26 protein-coding genes and 1 riboswitch are annotated in these 26,276 nt (G+C 41.9%); of the genes, 18 read left to right on the top strand and 8 right to left on the bottom strand.

The genetic code is table 11. The annotated features are described in order from the left end of the window. Positions 1 to 27 precede the first annotated feature (27 nt). Entirely contained in the window at positions 28 to 597 is a 570-nt protein-coding gene (locus JQ841_RS01440) for an MptD family putative ECF transporter S component (RefSeq protein ID WP_203179898.1), read from the bottom strand. 134 nt (positions 598 to 731) lie between these two features. On the opposite strand from JQ841_RS01440, the gene JQ841_RS01435 reads away from it, so the two are divergent. From JQ841_RS01435 to nrdI, 5 genes are all read left to right on the top strand, one after another. Next, the gene (locus tag JQ841_RS01435) at positions 732 to 1,346 is read left to right on the top strand and encodes a YesL family protein (RefSeq protein ID WP_203179897.1); all 615 of its coding nucleotides are present in this window, start codon (positions 732 to 734) and stop codon (positions 1,344 to 1,346) included. Beyond that, a complete protein-coding gene (locus JQ841_RS01430; protein ID WP_314725839.1) occupies positions 1,324 to 2,994 on the top strand; it encodes a sensor histidine kinase in 1,671 nt (556 codons plus the stop codon). Before JQ841_RS01435 ends, JQ841_RS01430 begins: the two co-directional genes overlap by 23 nt. 11 nt (positions 2,995 to 3,005) lie before the next feature. Next, entirely contained in the window at positions 3,006 to 4,292 is a 1,287-nt protein-coding gene (locus JQ841_RS01425) for a response regulator transcription factor (protein WP_203179896.1), read from the top strand. 60 nt (positions 4,293 to 4,352) lie between these two features. Then, the gene (locus tag JQ841_RS01420) at positions 4,353 to 4,886 is read left to right on the top strand and encodes an ABC transporter permease (protein WP_049500695.1); all 534 of its coding nucleotides are present in this window, start codon (positions 4,353 to 4,355) and stop codon (positions 4,884 to 4,886) included. A gap of 77 nt (positions 4,887 to 4,963) precedes the next feature. After that, complete coding sequence (gene nrdI / locus JQ841_RS01415; protein WP_143952751.1) at positions 4,964 to 5,434, top strand: class Ib ribonucleoside-diphosphate reductase assembly flavoprotein NrdI; 471 nt, start codon at positions 4,964 to 4,966, stop codon at positions 5,432 to 5,434. Between the two features lie 179 nt (positions 5,435 to 5,613). Here the strand turns inward: nrdI and JQ841_RS01410 are convergent, their stop codons facing one another. The 3 genes from JQ841_RS01410 to JQ841_RS01400 form a co-directional block, all read right to left on the bottom strand. Continuing rightward, entirely contained in the window at positions 5,614 to 6,876 is a 1,263-nt protein-coding gene (locus JQ841_RS01410) for an NRAMP family divalent metal transporter (protein ID WP_203179895.1), read from the bottom strand. A gap of 215 nt (positions 6,877 to 7,091) precedes the next feature. Then, positions 7,092 to 7,550, bottom strand: a complete 459-nt coding sequence (locus JQ841_RS01405) for a DUF3021 domain-containing protein (protein WP_203179894.1) — start codon at positions 7,548 to 7,550, stop codon at positions 7,092 to 7,094. Then, complete coding sequence (locus JQ841_RS01400; protein WP_203179893.1) at positions 7,547 to 7,987, bottom strand: LytTR family DNA-binding domain-containing protein; 441 nt, start codon at positions 7,985 to 7,987, stop codon at positions 7,547 to 7,549. The genes JQ841_RS01405 and JQ841_RS01400 overlap by 4 nt, the downstream gene beginning before the upstream one ends. Positions 7,988 to 8,192: 205 nt before the next feature. Between JQ841_RS01400 and mutL the strand changes: the two genes are divergently transcribed. Genes mutL through JQ841_RS01385 form a run of 3 tightly spaced genes read left to right on the top strand, consistent with a single transcriptional unit; the run spans position 8,193 to position 11,324 of the window. Further along, complete coding sequence (gene mutL / locus JQ841_RS01395) at positions 8,193 to 10,142, top strand: DNA mismatch repair endonuclease MutL (protein ID WP_203179892.1); 1,950 nt, start codon at positions 8,193 to 8,195, stop codon at positions 10,140 to 10,142. A 15-nt stretch (positions 10,143 to 10,157) separates the two neighbouring features. Beyond that, the gene (gene ruvA, locus JQ841_RS01390) at positions 10,158 to 10,751 is read left to right on the top strand and encodes a Holliday junction branch migration protein RuvA (protein ID WP_203179891.1); all 594 of its coding nucleotides are present in this window, start codon (positions 10,158 to 10,160) and stop codon (positions 10,749 to 10,751) included. Between the two features lie 9 nt (positions 10,752 to 10,760). Continuing rightward, the gene (locus JQ841_RS01385; RefSeq protein ID WP_203179890.1) at positions 10,761 to 11,324 is read left to right on the top strand and encodes a DNA-3-methyladenine glycosylase I; all 564 of its coding nucleotides are present in this window, start codon (positions 10,761 to 10,763) and stop codon (positions 11,322 to 11,324) included. A gap of 84 nt (positions 11,325 to 11,408) precedes the next feature. Here the strand turns inward: JQ841_RS01385 and JQ841_RS01380 are convergent, their stop codons facing one another. From JQ841_RS01380 to JQ841_RS01365, 4 genes are all read right to left on the bottom strand, one after another. Beyond that, on the bottom strand, positions 11,409 to 11,672 hold the full coding sequence (locus tag JQ841_RS01380) for a SemiSWEET family transporter (RefSeq protein WP_000166114.1): 264 nt from the start codon (positions 11,670 to 11,672) through the stop codon (positions 11,409 to 11,411). 105 nt (positions 11,673 to 11,777) lie between these two features. After that, positions 11,778 to 12,812: a S66 family peptidase gene (locus JQ841_RS01375; RefSeq protein WP_203179889.1), complete on the bottom strand. Its 1,035-nt coding sequence runs from the start codon at positions 12,810 to 12,812 to the stop codon at positions 11,778 to 11,780. Between the two features lie 138 nt (positions 12,813 to 12,950). Then, positions 12,951 to 13,628 carry a DUF1129 domain-containing protein gene (locus JQ841_RS01370; protein WP_203179888.1) on the bottom strand — a complete coding sequence of 226 codons (678 nt, stop codon included), beginning with the start codon at positions 13,626 to 13,628 and terminating at the stop codon, positions 12,951 to 12,953. Between the two features lie 11 nt (positions 13,629 to 13,639). Then, positions 13,640 to 14,584, bottom strand: a complete 945-nt coding sequence (locus JQ841_RS01365; RefSeq protein ID WP_000815623.1) for a magnesium transporter CorA family protein — start codon at positions 14,582 to 14,584, stop codon at positions 13,640 to 13,642. Between the two features lie 131 nt (positions 14,585 to 14,715). On the opposite strand from JQ841_RS01365, the gene uvrA reads away from it, so the two are divergent. The 10 genes from uvrA to JQ841_RS01315 all read left to right on the top strand — a co-directional run bounded on the left by uvrA (position 14,716) and on the right by JQ841_RS01315 (position 26,032). Next, entirely contained in the window at positions 14,716 to 17,547 is a 2,832-nt protein-coding gene (uvrA, locus tag JQ841_RS01360) for an excinuclease ABC subunit UvrA (protein WP_203179887.1), read from the top strand. Beyond that, a complete protein-coding gene (locus tag JQ841_RS01355; RefSeq protein ID WP_203179886.1) occupies positions 17,540 to 18,601 on the top strand; it encodes a M24 family metallopeptidase in 1,062 nt (353 codons plus the stop codon). Before uvrA ends, JQ841_RS01355 begins: the two co-directional genes overlap by 8 nt. 57 nt (positions 18,602 to 18,658) lie before the next feature. Further along, a riboswitch (M-box (ykoK) riboswitch) is annotated at positions 18,659 to 18,809 on the top strand. Between the two features lie 194 nt (positions 18,810 to 19,003). Then, on the top strand, positions 19,004 to 21,664 hold the full coding sequence (mgtA, locus tag JQ841_RS01350; protein ID WP_203179885.1) for a magnesium-translocating P-type ATPase: 2,661 nt from the start codon (positions 19,004 to 19,006) through the stop codon (positions 21,662 to 21,664). Positions 21,665 to 21,799: 135 nt separating this feature from the next. Next, positions 21,800 to 22,198 (top strand): transcriptional regulator Spx, encoded by a 399-nt coding sequence (spx, locus tag JQ841_RS01345; protein WP_000591165.1) that lies wholly within the window; start codon positions 21,800 to 21,802, stop codon positions 22,196 to 22,198. A 60-nt stretch (positions 22,199 to 22,258) separates the two neighbouring features. Next, positions 22,259 to 22,828, top strand: a complete 570-nt coding sequence (locus tag JQ841_RS01340; protein WP_203179884.1) for an SP0191 family lipoprotein — start codon at positions 22,259 to 22,261, stop codon at positions 22,826 to 22,828. Between the two features lie 86 nt (positions 22,829 to 22,914). After that, positions 22,915 to 23,181: an IreB family regulatory phosphoprotein gene (locus JQ841_RS01335; protein ID WP_000507059.1), complete on the top strand. Its 267-nt coding sequence runs from the start codon at positions 22,915 to 22,917 to the stop codon at positions 23,179 to 23,181. Between the two features lie 3 nt (positions 23,182 to 23,184). Then, positions 23,185 to 23,604 (top strand): Holliday junction resolvase RuvX, encoded by a 420-nt coding sequence (gene ruvX / locus JQ841_RS01330; RefSeq protein WP_004239076.1) that lies wholly within the window; start codon positions 23,185 to 23,187, stop codon positions 23,602 to 23,604. A gap of 15 nt (positions 23,605 to 23,619) precedes the next feature. Beyond that, positions 23,620 to 23,925: a DUF1292 domain-containing protein gene (locus JQ841_RS01325; protein ID WP_000017620.1), complete on the top strand. Its 306-nt coding sequence runs from the start codon at positions 23,620 to 23,622 to the stop codon at positions 23,923 to 23,925. 305 nt (positions 23,926 to 24,230) lie between these two features. Then, complete coding sequence (locus JQ841_RS01320; RefSeq protein WP_203179883.1) at positions 24,231 to 25,481, top strand: folylpolyglutamate synthase/dihydrofolate synthase family protein; 1,251 nt, start codon at positions 24,231 to 24,233, stop codon at positions 25,479 to 25,481. A gap of 86 nt (positions 25,482 to 25,567) precedes the next feature. Next, entirely contained in the window at positions 25,568 to 26,032 is a 465-nt protein-coding gene (locus tag JQ841_RS01315) for an SP_0198 family lipoprotein (protein WP_023946810.1), read from the top strand. The last annotated feature ends 244 nt before the right edge of the window (positions 26,033 to 26,276 follow it).

Raw genomic sequence — 26,276 nt, 5'->3', positions numbered from 1 at the left:
AAAGAGCCGTGAGGCTCTTTTTATTTATCAGATTTTCTGTGCAAATTTTTTACTCAAGGCTTGTCCAATCAAGGCGCCAACTAGGGCTCCGATGACAACACTAGCGATAAATAGAAGGATGGTTCCAGGATTTGGTGAGACCATGATACGGTCGATATATTCTTGGGATTTTCCTCTTGCTAGAAGAGTAGCCATATAGGTTTGGGGCGCAATCCACATGAGTAAGATTGGACCAGTTGAACTAAAGGCGAAAATAATGAAAGAAAGCAAATTTTTTGTTTGGTCCTTGTATTTTCCTAAATGAGCTACTCCATCTGCTAGGAGGCCACAGATAATTCCAGGAAGGAAGGCACCGGCACCGTGTTTGCTCCCCAAGAAAAAGAGGGCCATGACAAGGCCGATAGTGGTAATGGCTCCAAAGCGCGGAACTTTTGCTACTAGGATTATATAGACGCTACCACCGACAAGGGCAGTAAAGGCAGGTGCATAAAACATGTTTCCAGTTTGGTCAAGGAGATTGCCCAAAAGGACACCAATTCCCATGCAGAGGAAGTAAAGAACTGCAAAGAGCAGTGTAGTTAAGATAGATTTTTTCATGAATTGTCTCCTGATAATTTTCTCACAATTCTCATTGTACCACGGTTTGGTGGGATTGTAAATGGATAGTCTATGTTTTTGAAAACGCTTGAAATATGATATAATAGTTTCATAGTTATTTTTAGGGGGATATCATGGGTAGATTTTTAGACTTTGTCTTTAATCGTTTCTTTTTAGGAATGATTGCGACAGCCTTCTTTTGGCTACTAACCTTGGTGGGAGGAATTATCTTTGGTCTAGCGCCAGCTAGTGCCACCTTGATGAGCCTATATGCAGAACATGGTTATAGCTTTCGGGAATACAGTTTGAAGGAGGCTTGGTCTCTTTACAAGCAAAATTTTGTCTCAAGCAACCTGATTTTCTATAGCTTTTTAGGGGTGGATTTAGTTTTAATCTATGGCTTGTATCTCTTGGTGCAATTGCCTCATCAAACCATCATTCATTTGATTGCTACCTTTTTGAATGTCCTAGTAGTCGCCCTGCTCTTTTTGGCCTATACAGTGTCTTTGAAATTACAAGTTTATTTTGACTTATCCTATCGAAATAGCCTCAAACTATCCTTGATTGGCATCTTTATGAGTCTAGCAGCTGTGGCCAAGGTTCTCCTTGGGACAGTGTTACTTGTGGCAATTGGTTACTATATGCCTGCTCTGCTCTTCTTTGTAGGAATTGGGATGTGGCATTTCTTTATCAGTGATATGTTGGAACCTGTCTATGAAAGCATCCATGAAAAATTGGCGACAAAATAGAATGAAGCAGTTTTGGCTACATACGCTTCTGAGAACCTACACTTCAGTTATGATGATTATTATTGCGAGTTTTGCAATCTTACTCTCTTACGCTGACTGGGATTCACGGGAAAAGGAAGCCCAGAGAGTAGCCCAGCGTGTAACCACTCGAACAGTTGAAGAGGTGGAATATTATTATCGCGAGTCAGTTCAGCTAGCGCAAGATTTAGTAGCCAATCAAGACCGGATACAAGGGGTTTATAAGTACTTTAGCCTATCAACTTCTGAGTATTTTTATTGGTTGTTGGAGCATCAAGCGGCTTCCTCAACTTCTATTTCTCTGTATGAAAATATTGATGACCTGTATGTCCAAAATGACTATATAACGGGTGTTGCAATCGTCTTGCAGGACTTTAAAGAAGTTTATGTGTCAACAAGGGATAAAAGAAGTGGGCATGTCTTGCCTGCTGAGGCTTTTAAACCGGAGGCCAATAGTTTTGGAGTTCCTATTTTAGACCCAGCGACGGATCAATCTATAGGGGTTGTTTATATTTCCTTGGATCCAGAAATCTTATACCATGCTGTAGACAATACCCGAGGTCATATCCCGATGGCTGTGACTGTGACATCGCCTTTTGATACGGAGATTTTTCATATTGGTGAGAGGGTCGATAGGGAACATGAGAACTGGTTTGTCGGTTTTACCTCTCATGGCTATCAGGTTCAGGTAGCAGTTCCTAAAAACTTTGTTTTACAAGGTACGGTGGCTAGCTCTGCTTTGATTGTGGGCTTAAGTCTTCTCTTTATTGTCATTCTCTATTTGACTTTGAGACAGACCTTTGCTAATTACCAAAAGCAGGTAGTGGATTTGGTGGATTCTATTCAAGCTATTGCCCAAGGGGAAGAAGGTCTTCGCATTGATACGCTTGAAAAGGATCAGGAATTGCTCTTAATCGCGGAGACGACCAATGATATGTTGGATCGATTAGAAAAGAATATCCATGATATTTATCAGTTAGAGCTTAGTCAAAAAGATGCCAATATGCGAGCCTTACAGGCGCAAATCAATCCTCACTTCATGTATAATACGCTGGAGTTTTTGCGTATGTACGCAGTCATGCAAAGTCAAGATGAGTTAGCAGATATCATTTATGAGTTCAGTAGCCTCTTGCGTAACAATATTTCTGACGAAAGAGAAACTCTTCTCAAACAGGAATTAGAATTTTGCCGTAAATATAGCTATCTCTGTATGGTTCGCTATCCCAAGTCCATTGCCTATGGTTTTAAGATAGATCCAGGGTTGGAGAATATGAAGATTCCTAAGTTTACCTTACAACCGCTGGTAGAAAATTATTTCGCGCATGGTGTTGACCACAGACGGACAGATAATGTGATTAGCATCAAGGCGCTTAAACAGGCTGGTTTTGTAGAAATTTTGGTGGTAGATAATGGCCGTGGAATGTCGACTGAAAAGCTGGTCGATATCCGAGAAAAGTTAAGGCAGAGACATTTTGAACACCAAGCCAGTTATAGTGAACAAAAGCAGTCTATCGGGATTGTCAATGTCCATGAGCGTTTTGTGCTCTATTTTGGGGATCGCTATGCCATTACTATAGAGTCTGCGGAGCAAGCAGGTGTTCAGTATCGTATTACAATTCAAGATGAGTAGAAAGGGAGAAAATGTATAAAGTATTATTAGTAGATGATGAGTACATGGTGACAGAAGGTCTGAAACGTTTGATTCCTTTTGATAAGTGGGATATGGAGGTCGTCGCAACAGCCAGTCATGCCGATGAAGCCCTAGAATATGTCCAAGAAAATCCAGTAGATGTAGTCATTTCCGATGTCAATATGCCCGACAAAACAGGGCTTGATATGATTCGGGAGATGAAAGAAATCTTACCAGATGCTGCCTATATCCTGCTCTCAGGTTATCAGGAGTTTGATTATGTAAAAAGAGCAATGAACCTTAGTGTGGTGGACTATCTGGTCAAACCTGTTGATAAGGTAGAGTTGGGAAATCTGCTGGAGAAGATTGCAGGTCAGCTCGGCGAGAGAGGAAAGAAAAGTCAGATCCTCAGTCAAGATTTAGACGAGGCTGGATTTGTTAGTTATCTAGGAGGTAAGGAGAATTGGTGGATAGGCCTATCCAAGGAAAAACAAGGCTCTTTCACCATTCCCTACTATGTCTTGGGTCAAGACTGGCAGATTTTCATTTCTGACCAACCCCTAGATGGTTTAGTCGTTACTCCCTTTGAAGCTCCCTATCAAGAACACTTTGAACGCTGGAAGCTGAATGCTGAGAAAACCCTCTTTTACGGCTCTGTAAATCTACAACGGTCTGAGAGTCTCTTTGCCTACTACGAACCGATTTATAGGGTTATCATTCAGGGGAATCTCAATCAAATCGTAGAAGAGTTAAATCTCTTGGAGAAGGTGGTTCTTGAAAATACGCCGCGTGTTCCGATTACCAAACAGCTTTTTATCCAGTTTGTCATGGATGTCTTTCATTTGTTTGAACATCTAAAGGCTGATGATTTGACGGATATTGTCAAAACGATTCATGCTATTCAATCTTTCGATGAATTGGTTCCTTATATCAAGGAAACTCTGACCCGATTCTTTGGACAATATCGTATGAATGAGAATGTGGTCAGTGTGCTAGAAGTCATTGGGCGTGATTATCAAAAAGAACTTTCCCTCAAGGATATCAGTAAAGATCTCTTTATCAATCCTGTCTATCTGGGGCAGTTAATCAAGCGTGAAACCAATTCGACCTTTGCTGAATTGCTCAATAAACAACGTATTAAGGCTGCCCAACAACTTTTGCTTTCAACTAGTGACAGTATCGAAGATATTTGTTATGCTGTTGGTTACAGTAATGTTGGATATTTCTATAAAGTGTTCCGAAAATTGTGCGGAAAATCGCCGAAAGCCTACCGAAAACAGGTAGAAACGACACTATAATATTTGTATCCCTTTACAAAAAGTGCTATAATATCAATAATAACATCAGGAGGTTCTATCATGAAAAAGAAACCAATTTATCTATGGGTCTTGCTCATCTTGTCTGCCCTTATTTCAGCTACGTCTCTGTTTGAACTTTTGAAGCCCTTGCCTAGTAAAGAAGTCCTTCGTGCTGCTCAAAAACAAGTTGCAGGGGTCAGTGCTCAGCAGGTAGAAGATAGCATTAATTTTAGCTATAGAGTGGCAGAAGCATCTCATTCTATTTTTAATGTGGCCTTGGTTGTACTATCTGCTATTTTAGTGGTAGTAGCGATTGTATTCCTTGTTCGTAAGAATTTGCAGTATGCAAACTATACTTATGTCGGCTATGTTTTGCTAGCCATTATTGGTTCGATTTATACCTATGTGACTTTACAAGACGCTTTGCAGCTGGTTCAAGATGAAACTATTCGTTTGACAATGGGTATTGGTTCAAAAGCTGTCAGCATTTTCTATATCGTCATCAATGTTCTCTTCCTAGCCCTTGTCTTCTACAAGATATGGCGTCAGCAAAAAGCCTTGGCTGAAGAAGAGGAAACAGAAGATCTTGCCTAAGTATTGACAAAAAATAACTATCAAGTTACAATCTTGGTAGTTATTTTTCGATTATACATAAAATCATGGAGGTACATATGAAGACAATTTCTTTAGTTTATATTAGTCTGAGTGGCAACACTGAAAGTTTTGTGACACGCTTGAAAGACTATCTTTTGTCCCAGTACGAGGGAATTGAGGTTCAAAAGATTCATATCAAGGATTTGGTCAAAGAAGGCCAAGATTTCTATGAAATGGACCATCCCTATGTTGCTTTTTTGCCGACTTACCTAGAAGGTGGGAATGGCGTGGATAACGGAGATGTTGAGATATTGACAACGCCAGTGGGAGATTTTATCGCCTATGGTGATAATGCTAGTAAGTGTTTTGGTGTGGTTGGTTCAGGAAATCGTAACTTTAATAACCAATACTGCCTGACAGCCAAGCAATACAGTCAACGCTTTGGCTTCCCTGTATTGGCTGACTTTGAAATGCGAGGTATGCTGGGAGATATCAAACGTGTCGCAGCTATTATCGCAGATTTGTATGAGTTGGAAAGAGAGAATTAAAGCCAATATAAGAGGCGGTTGGCGTTTTTCAACTGCTTTTTGAGTATAAACAGTCTTTGAGAACGTAAAAAAGCATAAGTTCAGGTCTTCAAAACCTTGTTCTTATGCTTTTTATCATAGAAATATTTGCTGAATTTTCTCTTGAAATGAAACCTTATCTTCATCTCGCGCTTTGTTAGTTATCCTGCTTTTCCGATTGCGAGTGCGTAGATAAAGAAGATGGCGAAGCCAAAGAGGAAAATCAATCCTGCAATGGCAAGGTGTTTGAGCCAAGAAGGAAGATGTTTGTTTTCACGCGTTACCAAGGCGTAGTTCAAAAGAGCGAAGAATGGTGTTGTCAGGAAAGAACCAATCATAGCAAAGCGGAGCATGGTTGAAACCTGACCAGCGAAGAACTTGATAATGATGATACCGATGATAGCAGTGATGGTCATCCAGATGTTCAAAGATTTACGATTGTCTTCTTTTTGACGGATTAGCAGTCGTAGAGATTCCTGATTGACACGAGAGTAACCATCGATAACGGTGATAACTGTTCCAAAGATACAGAGGAAGGCAATAAAGGTAATCAAGTAACGGGACCATTCGCCAAGAACAGAGGCATACATGCCCACGAATTGAGAGATGTATTTGGCTGAAGCGGCTTCAACTGCCTGTCCTGTAGGATACTGAATGAGTGCTCCCAGTGCTACAAAGAACACAGCTAGGATAGCTGTTCCAATATAACCAACGTTAAAGTCGAATAGGGCGTCCTCGGTGTTAAAGTTGACGGTCTTTTTCTTTTCAGCAGACCAAAGTGAGTTGATGGCTGAAATTTCAATAGGAGCAGGCATCCATCCTAGGAGAGAGACGATGAAGGGAAGAGCTGCCATTTGCCAAGGTGTTTTCTCGACAAAATTAGAGCTGTATTCTGGATGTTTAATCGCCGCGATGATAACTGCAAGAACAGTTGCAATGGTCAAAGCTGACATGATCCATTTTGCCATGCCGTCTAAGAGTTTGTAGCCTCCAAAGAGTAGCATAGTCCAAATGATGGCAACGAGAATGAGAGACCACTGAGTAATGCTAAGACCGATCATTGGGAAGGCGCTGGCGATGATAGCTGAGCACAGAATGGCGACACCAGCTGTGTTGACCATAGCCGAAAAGACATTTAGGATAAAGAAAATCCAGAGATAGAGTTTTCCTTTTTCGGCATAACCTTCAACCAAAGTCTTTCCGGTATCAGCTGTGTATTCAGCACCAAAACGGAAAAATGGATATTTAAAGACATTGGCTAAGATGACCAAGAGGAGTAGCGACCACCCATAAGAACCACCAGCTTGAGTGGAAGATACAATGTGAGAACCGCCAACAGCGGCAGAAGCCATTAGGATTCCAGGCCCCATTGCTTTTAGTTTACTTGTCCAGGTTGATTGATTTAACGAAATAGCTTGCGACATGATAAATACCTCTTTTTGAATTTTCAGAATAATCTGAATATGTAATCTATATTCTACAAAAAACTTTGGGAAAATGCAAGAATATTTTGAAAAAAGATAGAAAATTACAGAAAATTTATAAAGAAGATCTGAAAATAACTGCTATGATAGTAAGGTGCAGAAGGATAAAGAAAAACCGAGAAGTTTCTTTCTCGGATTTGCTTATTATGAGATTCCTATTTTCTATGCTCCAAGAGTTGATTGATATGGTCTACTTTTTTTGATGCTCTTTTATAGGAAATAGTCCAAATGATGAGGTAGACAATCGCAAACTCGATAATGAGTTGGAGATAGAAAATCCAGTGGAAGGGGAACCAACCTGCTAGGGTTGCTAATGGGATAAAACCTACTAGCATGAGGAAGAAATGAGTCAGAGTTGCACGGAGCAAGCTCCAGTCACGGCTGAATAATCGCTTGCCAAAGTTGAAGAGAATACCGATGGCTGCCCAGATAAGAGTGCAGTAGAGCAAGATCAGGGCACCATGAACCTGATGTTGAGCCATCATTTGTCCGATGAGAGAGTCGGGACTTAACGGGGCGTAGGTACTTGGTGCATAAATGAGTGAAAAGATGATAGAGAGGATGAGGCCGATGAGGACACCAGCAGCTGCGTCGTGAAATACTTGTTTTTTCATAGTTCTAATTTCTCCTTGATGGTTTTTAGGTAACGGCGTGAAGAGTAGGTGAAGCTTTGGTTTTTGAGAAAGATTTCTACCAGACCGTTGGGTGTGAGCTTGAGATGAGAGATGGAATCGATATTGATGATTTCTGATTGGGAAATTTGGATAAAATTGGTTGGCAGAATTTCAAGGACCTGATAGAGTCGCAAATCAATGTTGTAGGTCTGACTCGCGGTTTCTGCTAGAACCTTCCGATTCTCGATATAGAAGCGTTGAATCTTGCTAATCTCAACGAGATAGACCTGATTATCGATTTTCCCTTTGATTTTTTCTGTTAGATCCAAATTTTCTGCGAACTCGATGACTTTCTGGACTTTATCTGTCGGCTGAGGTGCTTGAACAATCAGCTTTTCCTCTTCGTAAGTTTCACTAATCTGTAGTTCTACTTTCATAAATTTCTCTCCTTGTTTTTCATACAAAATTGTGATCACTTCTTGTACACCTTTATTAAACACTATTTTATATCCTATGGCAAGGGCCTTTGTCTATGTGGAGGGATTTGGCTCCTATGTGGTGGAGCTTTTCTGTCCTTTCTGAAATATGGTATAATAGCACTAATCAATTTCTAGGAAAATAGATACAGAAAGGGGCTGAAAGATGTCTCATATTATTGAATTGCCAGAGGTGCTGGCAAACCAGATTGCAGCTGGAGAGGTTATTGAGCGTCCAGCTAGCGTTGTTAAGGAGCTGGTAGAAAATGCCATTGACGCGGGTTCTAGCCAGATTATCATTGAGATTGAGGAAGCTGGTCTCAAGAAGGTTCAAATCACAGATAATGGTCATGGAATTGCCCACGATGAGGTGGAATTGGCCCTGCGCCGCCATGCGACCAGTAAGATAAAAAATCAAGCAGATCTCTTTCGGATTCGGACGCTTGGTTTTCGTGGTGAAGCCCTGCCTTCTATAGCGTCTGTTAGTGTTCTGACCCTTTTGACGGCGGTGGATGGTGCAAGTCATGGAACCAAGCTCGTCGCGCGTGGGGGAGAAGTAGAAGAAGTCATCCCAGCGACTAGTCCTGTGGGGACCAAGGTTTGTGTGGAGGACCTCTTTTTCAACACGCCTGCCCGCCTCAAGTATATGAAGAGTCAGCAAGCGGAGTTGTCTCATATTATTGATATTGTCAACCGTCTGGGCCTGGCCCATCCTGAAATTTCGTTTAGTTTAATCAGTGATGGCAAGAAAATGACGCGAACAACTGGGACTGGTCAACTGCGCCAAGCTATCGCAGGGATTTACGGTTTGGCGAGTGCCAAGAAGATGATTGAAATTGAGAACTCTGACCTAGATTTCGAAATTTCAGGTTTTGTGTCCTTGCCTGAGTTGACTCGGGCTAACCGCAACTATATCAGCCTCTTCATCAATGGCCGTTATATCAAGAACTTTCTGCTCAATCGTGCTATTCTTGACGGCTACGGAAGCAAGCTCATGGTGGGGCGTTTTCCACTGGCTGTCATTCATATCTATATCGATCCTTATCTAGCGGATGTCAATGTGCATCCGACCAAGCAAGAGGTGCGGATTTCCAAGGAAAAAGAACTGATGACCCTGGTTTCAGAAGCGATTGCAAATAGTCTCAAGGAACAAACCTTGATACCTGATGCCTTGGAAAATCTTGCCAAATCTACTGTGCGCAATCGTGAGAAGGTGGAGCAAACCATTCTCCCACTCAAAGAAAATACGCTCTACTATGAGAAAAGTGAGCTGTCAAGATCTAGTCAAGCTGAGGTGGCTGATTATCAGGTAGAATTAACTGAGGAAGGGCAAGACTTGACCTTGTTTGCCAAGGAAACCTTGGACCAATTGACCAAGCCAGCTAAACTGCATTTTGCAGAGAGAAAGCCTGCTAACTACGACCAGCTAGATCATCCAGAGCTAGATTTAGCCAGTCTGGATAAGGCTTATGACAAGCTAGAACGAGAAGAATCATCAAGTTTCCCAGAGTTGGAATTTTTCGGACAAATGCATGGAACTTATCTCTTTGCTCAAGGGCGAGATGGACTCTACATCATAGACCAACATGCGGCTCAGGAACGGGTTAAATATGAGGAATACCGTGAAAGCATTGGCAATATTGACCAGAGCCAACAGCAACTCCTAGTGCCCTATATCTTTGAATTTCCAGCAGATGATGCTCTGCGTCTCAAGGAAAGAATGGCACTTTTGGAGGAAGTGGGCGTCTTTCTAGCAGAGTACGGGGAAAATCAATTTATCCTACGTGAACATCCTATTTGGATGGCAGAAGAAGAGATTGAATCAGGCATCTATGAGATGTGCGACATGCTCCTTTTGACCAAGGAAGTTTCTATCAAGAAATACCGAGCAGAGCTGGCTATTATGATGTCCTGCAAGCGGTCTATCAAGGCCAACCATCGTATCGATGATCATTCAGCTAGACAGCTCCTCTATCAGCTCTCTCAATGTGACAATCCCTATAACTGTCCCCACGGACGCCCTGTTTTGGTGCATTTTACCAAGTCGGATATGGAAAAGATGTTCCGACGTATTCAGGAAAATCACACCAGTCTCCGTGAGTTGGGGAAATATTAAACTAAAAGGAAAACTATGTACGAATATTTAAAAGGAATCATTACCAAAATCACTGCTAAATACATTGTTCTTGAAGTCAATGGTATCGGTTATATTTTGCATGTGGCCAATCCTTATGCCTATTCAGGACAGGTTAATCAGGAGGCTCAGATTTATGTGCATCAAGTCGTGCGTGAGGACGCTCATCTGCTTTATGGATTTCGCTCAGAAGACGAGAAGAAGCTCTTTCTCAGTCTGATTTCGGTCTCTGGGATTGGTCCTGTATCAGCTCTGGCTATCATCGCTGCCGATGACAATGCTGGCTTAGTTCAAGCTATCGAAACCAAGAACATCACCTACTTGACTAAGTTCCCTAAAATTGGCAAGAAAACAGCCCAGCAGATGGTGCTGGACTTGGAAGGCAAGGTAGTAGTTGCAGGAGATGATCTTCCTGCCAAGGTGGCAGTGCAAGCTAGCGCTGAAAACCAAGAATTGGAAGAAGCTATGGAGGCCATGTTGGCTCTGGGCTACAAGACAACTGAGCTCAAGAAAATCAAGAAATTCTTCGAAGGAACGACAGATACAGCTGAGAACTATATCAAGTCGGCCCTTAAAATGTTGGTCAAATAGGAGCAGAGCATGCCAAAACGTTGTTCTTGGGTCAAGATGACCAATCCGCTCTACATCGCCTATCATGATGAGGAATGGGGTCAGCCCCTCCATGATGACCAAGCATTGTTTGAGTTGTTGTGCATGGAAACCTATCAGGCAGGCCTGTCTTGGGAAACGGTGCTCAACAAACGCCAAGCTTTCCGAGAAGTATTTTATGGCTATCAAATTCAAGCGGTCGCAGAGATGACCGACACCGAACTGGAAGACTTGCTGGAGAATCCAGCCATCATTCGAAATAGGGCCAAGATTTTTGCTACACGCGCTAACGCCCAAGCATTTTTACTACTACAGGAAGAATATGGCTCTTTTGATGCCTATCTTTGGTCCTTTGTTGAGGGGAAAACGATCGTTAACGATGTTCCCGATTACCGCCAAGCCCCAGCTAAAACACCTCTGTCTGAGAAGTTAGCCAAAGATCTCAAAAAACGAGGCTTCAAGTTCACAGGCCCAGTCGCCGTCTTGTCTTTTCTACAGGCTGCAGGGCTAGTTGATGACCATGAGAATGATTGTGAGTGGAAAAGCGGTCGTTAGTATGTACAGGTAACTAGCATATCTGAGAATATAGAAAAAAGCTGAGAAATTTTTCCCAGCTTTTTATATATACTATTAGATTTGTTAGAGTGAAGTCAAAAAAGTGATTCCACCTAAAATAACACCAGCTGAATTTGGAATGATTAGTATCCAATCCTTCTTAGGTTCCTTTGTCCATCCATAAATAACCCAGATTAAGCAAGATATTGCAGCTGATAAAGGTTGAAATGGTTGAGCTTTATTTCCCTGTAAATTAGCGATAATTTGAGGTATGTAGGCAATAAATACTATAATTCCAATAAAGGCACCAATAGAACCTACGATTCGATTAATTTTTTGTTTTGTCATATACACCTCCTTCAAAAGGATATCATAGAAATTAGCGAAATGCAATAAATTCAGATACAAATTGTAACGAAAACCAATACAAAAGCATAAAAATAGAGAAACTATTTATTTTTTGTTATAGTCAAAGCGAATGATTTGTTCCTGTGCATCTACATAGGCGTGAACGCCAAAGGGAACAATGGCTCTTGGAGTTGCGTGGCCAACATTCAAATTATAGACAATCGGGATATTGCTATCAATGATATCCAATAGTGCCTCTTTATAGTCGTCATAGAAAGTTTCATCCATAGGTTTTCCGACCAGGAGTCCACTGATGGCCTCGAATATACCAGTGTTCTTTAAAGTCCGCAACATCTTTTTGAAGTATTCCGGCTCAGGCTTTTCTTCGCTTGTTTCTAGCAAGAGGATTTTGCCTTCCCAGTCTGACAAGTCAGGGAAAAGTTTGTATTTTTGGCAGAGCTCCGTGCTGTCTGCGTATCGAGAGTTGTCAAAGATATCGTAGAGGGATTCGAGGCAACCACCGAGAATTTTTCCCTCGAACTGGGCATTTCCTTGCAATAATTCAAAACCGGTATTTGCATGACTGACACGAGGTGTCCCCAGAGCCTTGGGACTGAAGTCAGTCCTTTCATCATACCAAACGTCACTAGGGCGGATTTCTGAGATTCTTCCCGTCTCAATCAATTCTTTAAAGTAGTGAAGGCTATAGGCTAGCATTTCTTTGTCTAATTCACAAATGTCTGCTAAGAAGGATTGACCATAAAAAGTCTTGATTCCTAGTTTATGCAACATGAGATGATTCATGGTTGTATCCGAGAAACCAAGAAATATTTTTTGTTTGATAACCTTTTGTAGTTGGTCATTTTCAAAAAGATAAGGTAGTAAGCGATAGGTATCGTCTCCACCGATGGCGCATAGGATTATGTCGATGCTATCATCAGAAAAGGCATGAATCAAATCCTCTGCACGCACTTCAGGATGGTCCTTGATAAAGTCTAATCCTTTTTGCGAATGGGGCAAAAAGATAGGATTGAGTCTCAAGTCCTTGAGACGTTGGACACCCAAGTCCACTTCGTGTTTGACAAAGTCCTCTCCGATAATGCCACTAGATAAACTAACAATACCAATAGTAGAAACCATATCTCATCCTCCTAGAAATAGATTGAGCCTATTTTATCACAAAAGATAAGAGAAAGCTATGTGGGATGTCAGAGGAATACTTTTAAATCAAGAAAGTAGTAAAAAGCAACCGCATCTGCAGTTGCTCTTATCATTCTCTTAATAACGTGTTGGTCCTGCACTTGCGCTGCGGATGTTCAAGCGTTTCTTGAGGTAGAAGCGAAGGGCTAGGAGAACTGCTCCGATAATAGCTAGTGGCAATGGAGCAAGTACTGGGTTAAGGTTAGCTGGTAGGAAGCTTGTTGCAAAGAAGACAAGCAACCAAAGGAACATAGAAGCTAGGATAACCAGTACAGATTTCCAGAAAGGTGGACGTTGACTGCGGTCCATATCTGGTCCATAGTATTGGTAAACAAAGTAGTACATCAAGTAGAAGGCAAATCCACCAACAAGTCCAACTAATAGGAGAGTGACCAATCCATAGCCGAAAGCCTGATCCGCCGCAAAGAAAGTTGTGAGGGCGCTGACGAGGGCAAAGAGGCTAGTGATGAAAAGAGCTGAGTCCATAATCATGAGTTTTGGATCATCATTTTCTTTTGGATGCTCTTTTTCATATTGTTCTTTGACAGTAAAACTATGAGCCCAATGAGTTGGTGCGCCATAGAGGGAACGAGCAGTCGTACCCTTGGCTTGCTCCTCAAGGATTTGGGGAATAACTTCCTCAAAAATAGCCTTGATTTCAGCGTCTGTTTTCCCATCTTTGATGAATTGTTGGGTAGCAATGTGGACAAACTCTTGGTTTTTCTTAGTTAATTTTTGTAGATCAATCTGAGACATAGGAACTCCTCTTAGAACCATTTTTTATGGATGAGATAGAGAGTGAGCGAGACACTCATAGCAAAGGCGATAAAGACGATTAACCAGAAGGCATTTGGCTCGCCGTTTAGGGGGATTTCATTATCCTTAAAGTTCATCCCGTAGGCAGAAAAGACCATGGTTGGGATGGACATGACGATGGTCACAAGGGCCAAGGTTTTCATGATGTTGTTCTGGTTGTTGGAAATGATAGAGGCAAAGGTCTCTGTCATAGAATGCAAGACGTTTCCATAGATATCTGCCATCTCGATGGCCTGTTGGGTTTCAATCAGGGTGTCTTCAAGCAGATCTTCATCCTCAAGGTATTTCTTGATGTTGCTGGTTGAGCTGGTCAATTTCTTAATCACGCGCTCATTTGTTTTGAGGGAGGCCTTGAAATAGACGATGGTTTTTTCCAATTCCATGAGCTCAATCAATTCTTCATTACGAGTTGATTGATGCAGTTGACTTTCGATTTGCTCACTCTTACGGTCGATTGAACGAAGGGCTGTTAGGTAAAGCTCTGCATTGCGATAGAGAATCTGGAAGATAAAACGCGAACGCATGAAAGTATAGAAATTACGCAAACGACGGTTGATAAAGACATCGAGGACTGGTAATGGTTCCAAACACGTAGTGATAATGGTTTCCTCGGTGATGATAATACCAAGCGGGATGGTTACGTAGTAGGTGCGGTTATTTCTTTCTTCTGTGACCGGCACGTCTACGATAATCAGGGTGTACTCGTCTTCAATGGTAATACGAGACATTTCTTCCGCATCGAGCGGTGCCCGAAGGTCAGCAATGTCAATATCGAAGGCGTTGGCGATTTCGAGTGATTCATTTTGAGTCGGATTGACGAGATTGATCCAAGTACCCGGTTCAAGCGTATCGATCTCTTTAAATTCAGTTGTTGTAGAGAGAAAAACTTGTTTCATATCCCTTATCCTTTCTCATTTTTCAGATTTTTTCACACCGTACTATTATACTATAAATTCAGCCTTTTGGGTAATAGAATCTCACTTTTTTTGGTATAATGGTAAGCAATAATGGACTAGAAAGAACAAAGATGCAAGATAAAATTGTCATTCATGGGGCGCGTGCCCATAATTTAAAAAATATTGATGTGGAGATTCCAAGAGACAAGCTGGTTGTTGTGACAGGTTTGTCAGGTTCAGGGAAATCCAGTCTGGCCTTTGATACCCTCTATGCTGAGGGGCAACGTCGCTATGTGGAGAGTTTGTCAGCCTACGCTCGTCAGTTTTTGGGGAATATGGAGAAGCCTGATGTAGATGCTATTGATGGTCTCAGCCCAGCTATTTCCATCGACCAGAAAACGACTAGTAAAAATCCTCGCTCGACAGTTGGAACCACGACTGAAATCAATGATTATCTGCGTCTCCTCTACGCGCGTGTGGGGACGCCTTACTGTATCAACGGGCATGGAGCTATCAAGGCTTCTTCTGTGGAGCAAATCGTTGATAAGGTTTTAGAATTGCCGGAACGCCAGCGCTTGCAGATTTTGGCCCCTGTCATCCGCAAGAAAAAAGGACAGCACAAGAGCGTTATTGAAAAGATTCAGAAAGATGGGTATGTTCGTGTCCGTGTGGATGGGGAAGTCTATGATGTGACCGAAGTGCCAGACTTGTCTAAGAGCAAGCAACACAATATCGATGTCGTGGTTGACCGTATTGTCATCAAGGAGGGCATTCGTAGTCGTCTCTTTGATTCCATTGAGGCTGCCCTTCGTATTGCAGAAGGTTATGTGATTATCGATACCATGGACGACTCTGAGTTGCTCTTCTCTGAGCATTATGCCTGCCCAGTTTGTGGTTTTACTGTCCCAGAGTTAGAGCCACGCCTCTTCTCTTTCAATGCACCTTTTGGCTCTTGTAGTGAGTGTGATGGCTTGGGCATCAAGCTGGAGGTGGATACTGATTTGGTAGTACCAGATGCCAGCAAAACCTTACGTGAGGGGGCGCTAGCACCTTGGAATCCTATCTCATCTAACTACTATCCAAATATGCTAGAGCAGGCCATGACAGCCTTTGGAGTGGATATGGATACGCCTTTTGAAGACTTGTCAGAAGAAGATAAGAACTTGATTTTCTATGGTTCAGATGGCAAGGAATTCCATTTCCACTATGAAAATGAATTTGGTGGCGTGCGCGATATCGATATTCCTTTTGAGGGAGTTGTCAATAATATCAAACGTCGCTACCATGAAACTAATAGTGACTACACTCGCACCCAGATGCGTCTCTATATGAATGAGCTGACCTGTGGAACTTGTCACGGCTATCGTCTCAATGACCAGGCCTTGTCTGTCCGTGTGGGTGGTGAGCAAGGGCCACATATCGGAGAAATTTCAGACCTGTCTATTGCAGATCACTTGGACTTGGTGAGTCAGCTGACCTTGTCTGAAAATGAAGCCATCATTGCTCGTCCTATTCTCAAGGAAATTAAGGATCGTTTGACCTTCCTTAATAACGTGGGTCTTAATTATCTGACTCTGTCTCGCTCAGCAGGAACCCTTTCAGGTGGGGAAAGTCAGCGTATTCGGTTGGCGACCCAGATTGGTTCTAATCTATCAGGCGTCCTCTATATCCTAGACGAGCCATCGATCGGGCTCCACCAGAGAGACAATGACCGTCTGATTGCCAGTCTGAAAAAGATGCGTGACTTGGGTAATACTCTCATCGTAGTAGAACACGACGAAGATACCATGCGCGAAGCGGATTATCTGATTGATGTTGGTCCTGGTGCCGGTGTTTTTGGTGGGGAGATTGTTGCTGCAGGTACGCCTAAACAGGTAGCTCGTAACAGCAAGTCTATCACAGGCCAGTACTTGTCAGGCAAACGTGCCATTCCAGTGCCAGAAGAGCGCCGTACCGGAAATGGCCGTTTTATCGAGGTGACAGGTGCGCGTGAGAACAACCTGCAAAATGTCACAGCTCGCTTCCCACTAGGAAAATTCATCGCAGTGACAGGGGTATCAGGTTCAGGTAAATCTACCCTAATCAATAGTATCCTCAAAAAAGCCATTGCCCAGAAGCTCAACCGTAATTCAGACAAACCTGGTAAATTTAAGACTATTACAGGGATTGAGCATGTAGATCGATTGATTGACATTGACCAGAGCCCGATCGGACGAACGCCGAGGTCCAACCCAGCTACCTATACAGGAGTTTTTGACGATATACGTGACCTCTTTGCTCAGACTAATGAAGCCAAGATTCGAGGCTATAAGAAGGGGCGTTTCAGTTTCAATGTCAAGGGTGGTCGCTGTGAAGCCTGCTCAGGTGACGGGATTATCAAGATTGAGATGCACTTCTTGCCAGATGTTTATGTGGCTTGTGAAGTCTGCCACGGAACCCGCTACAATAGTGAAACCCTAGAAGTTCATTACAAGGAAAAAAATATCTCGCAGGTCTTGGATATGACCGTCAACGATGCGGTGGAGTTCTTCCAACACATTCCAAAGATTCAACGTAAACTTCAGACCATCAAGGATGTGGGACTGGGCTATGTAACGCTAGGACAGCCAGCTACTACCCTTTCTGGGGGAGAAGCCCAGCGTATGAAGCTGGCTAGTGAACTCCACAAACGATCGACAGGAAAATCTTTTTACATTCTGGATGAGCCGACGACAGGACTCCATACAGAGGATATCGCTCGCTTGCTTAAAGTCTTGGCTCGCTTTGTTGACGATGGCAATACAGTCCTCGTTATTGAGCACAATCTAGATGTTATTAAGACTGCAGACCATATTATTGACTTGGGACCTGAGGGCGGTGTCGGTGGTGGAACCATCATCGCAACAGGAACTCCAGAAGAAGTAGCGGCCAACGAAGCCAGCTACACAGGACAGTATTTGAAAGGAAAATTACATCATGAATAAACGCGTACAAGCATTTCTAGCTAAAATGCAAGAAAAAGAACTAGATGGTATCATCATCAACAATCTTAAAAACGTCTACTACTTGACTGGTTTTTGGGGCTCAAACGGAACAGTCTTTATCAGCCGTGATCGTCAGGTCTTGGTGACAGACTCTCGCTATATCATTGCAGCCAAGCAAGAAACCAGTGGTTTTGAGATTGTGGCTGACCGTGATGAATTGGCTGTCATTGCAGGAATTGTCAAGGACATGGGCTTGTCTCGTATCGGTTTTGAGGATGAGATTTCAGTCTCTTATTATCACCGTATGCAGGCAACCTTTGAGGGAATTGATTTGCTTCCACAAACTCAGTTTGTCGAAGGTCTTCGAATGATTAAGGATGAAGTGGAGATTGCAGCTATTCGTAAGGCTTGTTCTATCTCAGACCAAGCTTTCCGCGATGCGCTTGACTTTATTAAGCCAGGAAAGACTGAGATTGAGATTGCCAACTTCCTTGACTTCCGCATGCGTGAGTTGGGAGCATCTGGCTTGTCTTTTGACACTATCTTAGCTAGCGGAATCAACTCTTCTAAGCCTCATGCCCATCCTATGCACAAACCAGTGGAGCTGGGAGAAGCTATTACCATGGACTTCGGTTGCCTTTATGACCACTATGTTAGCGATATGACCCGGACAATTTACTTGGGGCATGTCAGCGACGAGCAAGCAGAGATTTACAATACGGTTTTGAAAGCCAACCAAGCCTTGATTGACCAGGCTAAGGCAGGATTAGGTTTCCGTGACTTTGACAAAATCCCTCGTGATATTATCATCGAGGCAGGCTATGGCGACTATTTTACCCACGGTATCGGACACGGTATTGGGCTGGATATTCATGAAGAGCCTTACTTTAGCCAAACTTCTATAGAAACTATTAAGGCGGGTATGGCCTTGACAGATGAACCTGGTATCTATATCGAAGGTAAATATGGAGTTCGTATCGAGGATGATATCCTGATTACAGAGACAGGTTGTGAATTATTGACCCTTGCTCCAAAAGAGTTGATAGTTATCTAAGAGTTAAACAACTCAAATGATTGACTTTTAAATTTTAAAGGTTTATACTGAAAAACGAAAACGGTAGGTGAGGCTACCATAGGGATACGGATGACTACCGCAAAGCAGTGGAGACACTACTCGTTGGTCAACAGTCCTGGTCGCGAAGGCCAAGACTAAGCTCATTACATTGCCCTATGGAGTTAAAGCTTGAACGAAAAACAGATAATTAGTTTTTTAATCCTGCCATTTTATGGTGGGATTTTCTACTGTTTAAAACAAAGAAAGGAGATAAACGATGCAAATTGACGATCATCCGGAACCGCACATACACAGCCAATCGCTGATTTGTGTCGTTCTGCCCTTATAAAGTGATTGGTCTCTGTGTATGAAACACATCATTCATACAGATAGGAGAAACCAATGAAAACTACAAAAGAAAGATTAGCAACAGCTATTCATACATCTTTAAACGAAACTCTATCTTTTTATAAGACAAGTCTAACAGGCTTGACTGAGGAGCAGGTGGAGAAAAATCGTGACCTATATGGCGAAAATACCATCACAAAGGGTCAAGAAGACAGTATCCTCAAAAAGATTTACGAATCCATTATCAATCCTTTTACAATCATCTTGCTGGTCATCGCCGTGATTTCCTTGGTGACCAATGTCTGGTTGGCAAAACCAGGTCAAGAAGATCCGACGACTTCTATTATCATCGTTGTCCTAGTCCTCATTTCTGGTGGCATACGCTTTGTCCAAGAACTACGTAGTGATAAGGCTGCGACCAATCTATCAAAAATGATTGTCAACACAGCGACTGTCATTCGTCAAGGAGAAATTCAAGAAGTACCTATCGATGATTTGGTAGTGGGTGACGTGGTTAAATTAAGCGCTGGAGACATGATTCCAGCAGATCTTCTTTTATTTGAGTCGCGCGATTTCTTTGTACAACAGTCGGGCTTGACAGGTGAAAGTGAATCGGTTGAAAAAATGGCCTTAACCAAGGCAACAGTTCAACAATCTGATAGTCTGCTAGAAGCAGAAGCGCTCGCCTTTATGGGAACCAATGTCTTATCTGGTAGTGCCAAGGCCGTGGTTTTAGCAGTTGGTGATGATACCATGATGGGGGCCATTGAGCAGACTTTGAACACCTATGATGAGCCTACTTCGTTTGAAAGGGAGATGAATAGTATTTCGTGGCTCTTGATTCGTTTGATGCTGGTCATGGTGCCCATCGTTTTCTTGTCCAATGGTTTAACAGATGGTGACTGGCTGGAAGCTGGCGTATTTGCTTTGAGTGTTGGTGTTGGATTGACACCTGAGATGCTTCCTATGATTATCACGGCCAGTCTAGCAAAAGGCTCCATCATTATGGCCAAGGAAAAAGTGGTTATCAAGAAACTCAATGCCATACAGGACTTAGGGGCGATTGATATTTTGTGTACAGATAAGACAGGAACTCTAACCCAAGACGAAATTGTCCTTGAATATCCCTTGGACATCCACGGACGCTTGGATTTGACCGTCTTGAGACGAGCTTATCTCAATTCTTATTTTCAAACGGGCTTGAAAAATTTGATGGACAGAGCCATCATCAAACGGACTGAAAAGGAAGCCAAAGAACACGCCCTCTTACAAAATCTGGCTCAAACTTTTCAAAAAATAGATGAGCTTCCCTTTGATTTTGAACGTAGACGGATGAGTGTTATCGTTAAGGATGAACACGAAGTTGTTAGTTTGGTAACCAAGGGTGCCCTAGAGGAAATGTTGACGATTTCCAGTTATGCGGAATACCAAGGAGTGATTACTCCCTTGACAGATGTTATTAGAGAAGAAATTTTAGCAGAAGTCAGACAACTAAATCAACAAGGTTTGCGTGTCTTGGGAGTGGCCTATAAGTCAGGTTTGAGGGAAGGCCATGCCTATACAGTTGATGATGAAGGGGATATGATTCTAACTGGTTATTTAGCCTTCCTAGATCCTCCTAAACCATCTGCAGCACCAGCAATTAAGGCTCTGTTAGAACATGGAGTTCAAACAAAAATTTTGACGGGAGACAACGAAAAAGTTACTCAAGCAGTCTGTGAAAAGGTTGGTTTGGATATCAATCAGATACTGTTAGGATCTGAAATTGATCAGATGAGTGATCAAGAATTGGCCCAAGCAGTAGAGGAGGTAACAGTATTTGCCAAACTTTCTCCTGACCAAAAAGCAAGGATTATTTTGCAATTTAAGGCTAATGGTCATGCTGTTGGCTATATGGGAGATGGAATCAATGATGCTCCTTCTATGAAAGTTGCAGATGTGGGGATTTCTGTTGACACAGCGGTAGATATTGCCAAAGAAACAGCTGATGTTATCCTACTTGATAAGGATCTCATGGTGCTTGAAAAAGGACTGGTTGAAGGTCGTAAGGTCTATGCCAATATGACCAAATATATCAAAATGACAGTGAGTTCTAATTTTGGAAATATCTTATCCTTATTGGTCTCTGGGATCTTTTTACCATTTTTACCGATGGCGCCAGTCCATTTGATTATCTTAAATCTAGTCTATGATTTGTCTTGTATTGCTTTGCCTTTTGACAAGGTGGATAAAGATTTTTTGAGAAATCCGCATACCTGGGAAGCTAAGTCCATCACACGTTTCATGGTTTGGATGGGGCCTATTTCTTCTGCCTTTGATATTTTGACCTTTATTTTGCTCTATTTTATCATTGTACCCATGACGACAGGTCAAGCCTATGTCCATGGAGCGGAGTCTGCCGTAGGATTTATTGTCTTGTTTCAGACAGGTTGGTTTATCGAGTCCATGTGGTCACAGACCATGGTTATTCATATGTTGCGTTCAGCCAAAATTCCCTTTTTACAAAGTCGTCCAGCTTGGCTAGTCCTTGTGACAACCTTATTGGCTGCAGCCTTTGTGACCTTCCTTCCCTACAGTCCACTCGCAATCCTACTTCATCTAACTCCATTAAAACCGATTTATTTCATCTTTTTGCTTTTCATCATTATTTTGTATATGATTAGCGTGACAATTGTGAAAAAAATCTATATCAAGAAATATCAAGAATGGCTGTAAATTTCATTTTGTCAAGAAAAAAGTACGAAAATGACGAAAAAAGTCAAAAAAATTTAAAAATAGGTCGCAAGTCGGATGTTTTTTATGGTATAATAGACTAAACTGATAGTAACATGTAGCGAAAGGGGTAGGTACATGATTAAAATTTATACAGTCTCAAGTTGTACTAGCTGTAAAAAAGCAAAAACCTGGCTCAATGCCCACCAGTTAAGTTATAAAGAACAAAATCTTGGTAAAGAAGGAATTACGCGAGAAGAATTACTGGATATTCTGACAAAAACAGATAACGGAATAGCCAGCATCGTTTCGTCTAAAAATCGCTATGCCAAAGCCCTTGGAGTGGATATTGAAGATTTGAGTGTTAATGAAGTCCTCAATCTGATTATGGAAACACCGAGAATTTTAAAGAGCCCAATTCTTGTGGATGAAAAACGCCTACAAGTTGGCTACAAGGAAGACGATATTCGTGCCTTCCTACCACGCTCTGTCCGTAATGTAGAAAATGCAGAAGCACGTTTGCGTGCAGCTCTATAAACATCAAGGCTGGGAGCAATTCCCAGTCTTATTTTAATTTCAAAAAGAAAGAAGAAAGAAATGAAAAAAATAGTTCTTGTTAGTCTAGCTTTCCTTTTTGTCCTGGTTGGTTGCGGACAGAAAAAAGAAACTGGACCAGCTACAAAAACAGAAAAGGATACGCTTCAGTCGGCATTGCCAGTTATTGAAAATGCTGAGAAGAATACAGTTGTAACCAAGACTTTGATCTTGCCCAAGTCAGATGATGGTAGCCAGCAAACCCAAACCATTACTTATAAAGACAAGACTTTTTTGAACCTAACCATTCAACAAAAACGTCCAGTCTCAGATGAGTTGAAGACCTATATTGACCAACATGGAGTGGAAGAAACTCAAAAAGCTCTTCTCGAGGCAGAGGAGAAGGATGAGGCCATCATAGAAGCTCGTAAATTAGCAGGATTTAAGCTTGAAACTAAACTATTGAGTGCAACAGAACTTCAAACAACGACTAGTTTTGATTTTCAAGTTTTGGATGTCAAGAAGGCTTCTCAGTTAGAATATTTGAAGAACATTGGCTTGGAAAATCTTTTGAAAAATGAACCAAGCAAATATATTTCAGACAGATTGGCAAATGGTGCGACAGAACAGTAGAAAATCCAAATAAATAGACTGCCTGAATTGTAGAACGTAAGGAATTATGCTATAATGGTACTATTCTAAGGAAAGAGGGTGTTAGAATGGGATTTACTGAAGAAACAGTACGTTTTAAATTGGACGATTCCAATAAAAAAGAAATTAGCGAAACTCTGACTGATGTTTATGCTTCGTTGAACGATAAGGGCTACAACCCAATCAACCAAATCGTAGGTTACGTATTGAGTGGAGACCCTGCCTACGTTCCTCGTTATAATAATGCACGAAATCAAATCCGTAAGTATGAGCGCGATGAAATCGTTGAGGAATTGGTCCGCTACTACCTAAAAGGACAAGGAGTCGATCTGTAACCTATGAGAATTATGGGATTGGACGTCGGTTCAAAAACGGTAGGGGTGGCCATTAGCGATCCGCTCGGTTTTACAGCTCAAGGGCTTGAAATCATCCAAATCAATGAGGAGCAAGGCCAATTTGGTTTTGACCGCGTTAAAGAGTTGGTTGATACTTACAAGGTGGAACGATTTGTAGTGGGCTTACCTAAAAATATGAACAATACAAGCGGACCGCGCGTGGAAGCTAGTCAAGCCTACGGAGCAAAGCTAGAAGAGCTTTTTGGTTTACCAGTAGACTATCAAGATGAACGCTTGACAACAGTTGCCGCAGAGCGCATGTTGATTGAACAAGCAGATATTAGTCGCAATAAGCGCAAAAAAGTCATTGATAAGTTAGCAGCTCAGCTGATTTTACAAAACTATTTAGATAGAAAATTTTAATATAAAGGAGAGGCTATGTCACACGATCATAACCACGACCACGAAGAACGTGAACTAATCACACTAGTAGATGAACAAGGAAACGAAACCTTGTTTGAAATCCTTTTGACCATTGACGGAAAAGAAGAATTTGGTAAAAACTATGTTCTTCTAGTACCAGTTAACGCAGAAGAAGACGAAGACGGACAAGTTGAAATCCAAGCTTACTCATTCATCGAAAACGAAGATGGAACAGAAGGCGAATTGCAACCAATCCCAGAAGACTCAGAAGACGAATGGAATATGATTGAAGAAGTCTTCAACAGCTTTATGGAGGAGTAAAAATGTTCAGTGAACATTTTTACCCTTACGCTAAAAATAAAGACCGTAAGTAAGTCTGGGAGACTGTATCAGCCCAACTCCCAGAAATTGGGAAGAGTTGGAAAGTCCAGTGGACGTGTTTAGCCCTGCGCTAGAAATTAGAAACGCAGGCACATCCAGTGGATGTTTTTAGCCCACGTTAACTTCATAGTAGCTAGTTATTAGCTAACCAAGTGAGAGGTCGGGACGAAAATCCTGGCCTCGTTTTTGTTAGTTAGGAGACTTTATTGAGGCAGTTGATTGAACCTGTAATTAAGGAGATGTATATGTTTGAAGTAGAAGAATGGCTCCATAGTCGGATTGGTTTGAATTTTCGATCAGGTTTGGGCCGAATGCAACAAGCGGTGGATTTGTTGGGGAATCCCGAGAAGTCTTATCCTATTATCCATGTAACCGGGACTAATGGAAAAGGTTCTACCATTGCTTTTATGAGGGAGTTATTTATGGAGCATGGCAAAAAAGTTGCGACTTTTACCTCCCCTCATATCGTCTCTATCAATGACCGAATCTGCATTAATGGACAACCTATAGCTGATGCAGACTTCATCCGTTTGGCTAATCAGGTCAAGGAGATGGAGAAAACGCTTCTGCAAACCCATGATCAGTTGTCCTTTTTTGAATTGCTGACCTTGATTGCTTTTCTTTATTTTAGAGAGCAAGAGGTGGATTTGGTTTTATTAGAAGTGGGAATTGGCGGCTTACTTGACACGACTAATGTGGTAACTGGAGAGATTGCTGTCATCACCTCTATCGGACTTGACCATCAGGAGACTCTGGGTGACAGTATAGCAGCAATTGCAGAGCAGAAAGCTGGTATTTTTAAGGCTGGTAAAAAGGCAGTGATTGCTAAGTTGCCTTCAGAAGCTAGGCTTGTTTGTCAGAAAAAAGCAGACTCTTTAGCTGTTGACCTTTATCAGGCAGGTCGGGATTTTTCAATGCTGAATGGGAATTTTTTAAGCTCTTTGGCTAACCTTTCACAGTTGAAAATAGGTATAGAAGGAGCTTATCAGCAGGAAAATGCGGCCTTGGCGCTACAAACGTTTCTTCTCTTTATGAGAGAAGGAAAGGAAGCTGTTGATGAACAGGTTGTAAGACAGGCTTTGGAGAAGACCCATTGGGCTGGGCGTTTGGAGCGTATTCGTCCTCAGATTTACTTGGACGGTGCTCATAACCTCCCTGCCTTGACTCGCTTGGTTGAATTTATTAAAGAAAAAGAGCAGGAAGGATATCGGCCTCAAATCCTATTTGGAGCCTTGAAAAGGAAGGATTATCAAGGGATGTTGGCTTATCTGACTGAAAAATTGCCTCAGGTGGAACTCAAGGTGACCGGATTTGACTATCAAGGTTCTTTGGATGAAACAGATGTAACAGGTTACGATGTAATTCCTTCTTATCGCGAATTTATCAGCAGTTTCGAAGAAAGAGCAGACACTCAAGACTTGTTATTCATTACAGGGTCTCTCTATTTTATCTCAGAAGTACGGGCCTACTTGCTGGCCCATGAGCAGATAAATTGACCTCCTTTTTTGAACTTGTTATACTAGGAAAACTACTAGTTAGAAGGAAAAACTTCTGTAAATTGGTAGCAGAAAGGAAATTCATCATGAAATTAAAAAGATTCACACTTTCTCTTGCTTCTCTAGCAAGTCTTAGTCTCTTAGTAGCTTGTTCACAAAGAGCTCAACAAGTTCAACAACCAGTAGCTCAATCGCAAACACAACAAACTCAGCAATCACAACCTGCTGCTTCATCTTCGGCAGAAAATTCAAACCAGGCAGCGACAAGTTCTTCACAAAATACGCCTGAGGCTCAACCAACCAATATTGATGGAACTTATACTGGTCAGGACGAAGGAGACCGTATCACTTTAGTGGTAACTGGAACAACTGGTACATGGACACAGGTAGAAACTGACGGAGATCAAGAAATCAAGCAGGTTAGCTTCGATGCCGCTAATCAACGCATGATTATTGGGGATGATGCCAAGATTTATGCAATTAATGGCAATCAGATGATTATTGACGATAGGGATAGAGAAGCGTCTGATCGCATTGTTTTATCAAAATAGACTGGAAGGAGACTGGTTTTGTCAGTCTCTTTTGCTTTTACTCAGAAAAATGATTATAAATACTTGCCTTCTACCGAATACCTGCGTTATACTAGTATTAATTACCTGTTTTTAGCATTCATACTCTTCGAAAATCTCTTCAAACCACGTCAGCTTCCATCTGCAACCTCAAAACAGTGTTTTGAGCAACCTGCGACTAGCTTCCTAGTTTGCTCTTTGCTTTTCATTGAGTATCAAAATATCA

Origin of the sequence: Streptococcus mitis (assembly GCF_905187535.1) — a bacterium.
In the GTDB taxonomy this organism is placed as follows: Bacteria; Bacillota; Bacilli; order Lactobacillales; family Streptococcaceae; genus Streptococcus; species Streptococcus mitis_BS.
This window is presented reverse-complemented; position numbering and strand designations above follow the sequence as displayed.

Coding starts and splice junctions, on each gene's coding strand:
- JQ841_RS01440 (WP_203179898.1), bottom strand. CDS start 597: ATGAAAAAATCTATCTTAACTACACTGCTCTTTGCAGTTCTTTACTTC.
- JQ841_RS01435 (WP_203179897.1), top strand. CDS start 732: ATGGGTAGATTTTTAGACTTTGTCTTTAATCGTTTCTTTTTAGGAATG.
- JQ841_RS01430 (WP_314725839.1), top strand. CDS start 1,324: ATGAAAAATTGGCGACAAAATAGAATGAAGCAGTTTTGGCTACATACG.
- JQ841_RS01425 (WP_203179896.1), top strand. CDS start 3,006: ATGTATAAAGTATTATTAGTAGATGATGAGTACATGGTGACAGAAGGT.
- JQ841_RS01420 (WP_049500695.1), top strand. CDS start 4,353: ATGAAAAAGAAACCAATTTATCTATGGGTCTTGCTCATCTTGTCTGCC.
- nrdI (WP_143952751.1), top strand. CDS start 4,964: ATGAAGACAATTTCTTTAGTTTATATTAGTCTGAGTGGCAACACTGAA.
- JQ841_RS01410 (WP_203179895.1), bottom strand. CDS start 6,876: ATGTCGCAAGCTATTTCGTTAAATCAATCAACCTGGACAAGTAAACTA.
- JQ841_RS01405 (WP_203179894.1), bottom strand. CDS start 7,550: ATGAAAAAACAAGTATTTCACGACGCAGCTGCTGGTGTCCTCATCGGC.
- JQ841_RS01400 (WP_203179893.1), bottom strand. CDS start 7,987: ATGAAAGTAGAACTACAGATTAGTGAAACTTACGAAGAGGAAAAGCTG.
- mutL (WP_203179892.1), top strand. CDS start 8,193: ATGTCTCATATTATTGAATTGCCAGAGGTGCTGGCAAACCAGATTGCA.
- ruvA (WP_203179891.1), top strand. CDS start 10,158: ATGTACGAATATTTAAAAGGAATCATTACCAAAATCACTGCTAAATAC.
- JQ841_RS01385 (WP_203179890.1), top strand. CDS start 10,761: ATGCCAAAACGTTGTTCTTGGGTCAAGATGACCAATCCGCTCTACATC.
- JQ841_RS01380 (WP_000166114.1), bottom strand. CDS start 11,672: ATGACAAAACAAAAAATTAATCGAATCGTAGGTTCTATTGGTGCCTTT.
- JQ841_RS01375 (WP_203179889.1), bottom strand. CDS start 12,812: ATGGTTTCTACTATTGGTATTGTTAGTTTATCTAGTGGCATTATCGGA.
- JQ841_RS01370 (WP_203179888.1), bottom strand. CDS start 13,628: ATGTCTCAGATTGATCTACAAAAATTAACTAAGAAAAACCAAGAGTTT.
- JQ841_RS01365 (WP_000815623.1), bottom strand. CDS start 14,584: ATGAAACAAGTTTTTCTCTCTACAACAACTGAATTTAAAGAGATCGAT.
- uvrA (WP_203179887.1), top strand. CDS start 14,716: ATGCAAGATAAAATTGTCATTCATGGGGCGCGTGCCCATAATTTAAAA.
- JQ841_RS01355 (WP_203179886.1), top strand. CDS start 17,540: ATGAATAAACGCGTACAAGCATTTCTAGCTAAAATGCAAGAAAAAGAA.
- mgtA (WP_203179885.1), top strand. CDS start 19,004: ATGAAAACTACAAAAGAAAGATTAGCAACAGCTATTCATACATCTTTA.
- spx (WP_000591165.1), top strand. CDS start 21,800: ATGATTAAAATTTATACAGTCTCAAGTTGTACTAGCTGTAAAAAAGCA.
- JQ841_RS01340 (WP_203179884.1), top strand. CDS start 22,259: ATGAAAAAAATAGTTCTTGTTAGTCTAGCTTTCCTTTTTGTCCTGGTT.
- JQ841_RS01335 (WP_000507059.1), top strand. CDS start 22,915: ATGGGATTTACTGAAGAAACAGTACGTTTTAAATTGGACGATTCCAAT.
- ruvX (WP_004239076.1), top strand. CDS start 23,185: ATGAGAATTATGGGATTGGACGTCGGTTCAAAAACGGTAGGGGTGGCC.
- JQ841_RS01325 (WP_000017620.1), top strand. CDS start 23,620: ATGTCACACGATCATAACCACGACCACGAAGAACGTGAACTAATCACA.
- JQ841_RS01320 (WP_203179883.1), top strand. CDS start 24,231: ATGTTTGAAGTAGAAGAATGGCTCCATAGTCGGATTGGTTTGAATTTT.
- JQ841_RS01315 (WP_023946810.1), top strand. CDS start 25,568: ATGAAATTAAAAAGATTCACACTTTCTCTTGCTTCTCTAGCAAGTCTT.